The 316-nt window shown below is 67.4% G+C and carries 1 protein-coding gene; it reads right to left on the reverse strand.

Features of this window, described 5'->3' with window-relative positions; all coding sequences use genetic code 11:
• Positions 1 to 34 precede the first annotated feature (34 nt).
• Positions 35 to 316, reverse strand: a 282-nt coding sequence (locus tag DI269_RS00040; protein WP_198666989.1) for a peptidase inhibitor family I36 protein, incomplete at its 5' end; no start/stop codon positions are given.

Genomic DNA, 316 nt, shown 5'->3' on the forward strand with positions numbered 1-316 from the left:
GGCGATCCGCCTCCGGCCCGGACCCGGCGCCGTCCTAGCAGCGGCTCACGGTCTTGAGGCTCTCGGCGTCGTCGTTGAAACCGATGTCCTTCAGGGTCCCGAGGTCGTCGCCGGCCGGGAAGCAATGGGACTCCCCGGTGTAGTCGTCGTTGGCGTAGACGCGGATGGCGTACCCGGAGTGGTTGTACAGCGAGGAGATCTCGTTGTCGCCGTCCCAGCCGTCGATGTTGTACTTGGCGCCCACGCTGCCGGGCTTCCAGTGGACCCACTCGTCGCCCTGGTAGCCGGCGTCCTCCCACATGCAGACGTACCCGCT

Source organism: Glycomyces dulcitolivorans (assembly GCF_003265355.1).
Lineage (GTDB): Bacteria > Actinomycetota > Actinomycetes > Mycobacteriales > Micromonosporaceae > Glycomyces > Glycomyces dulcitolivorans.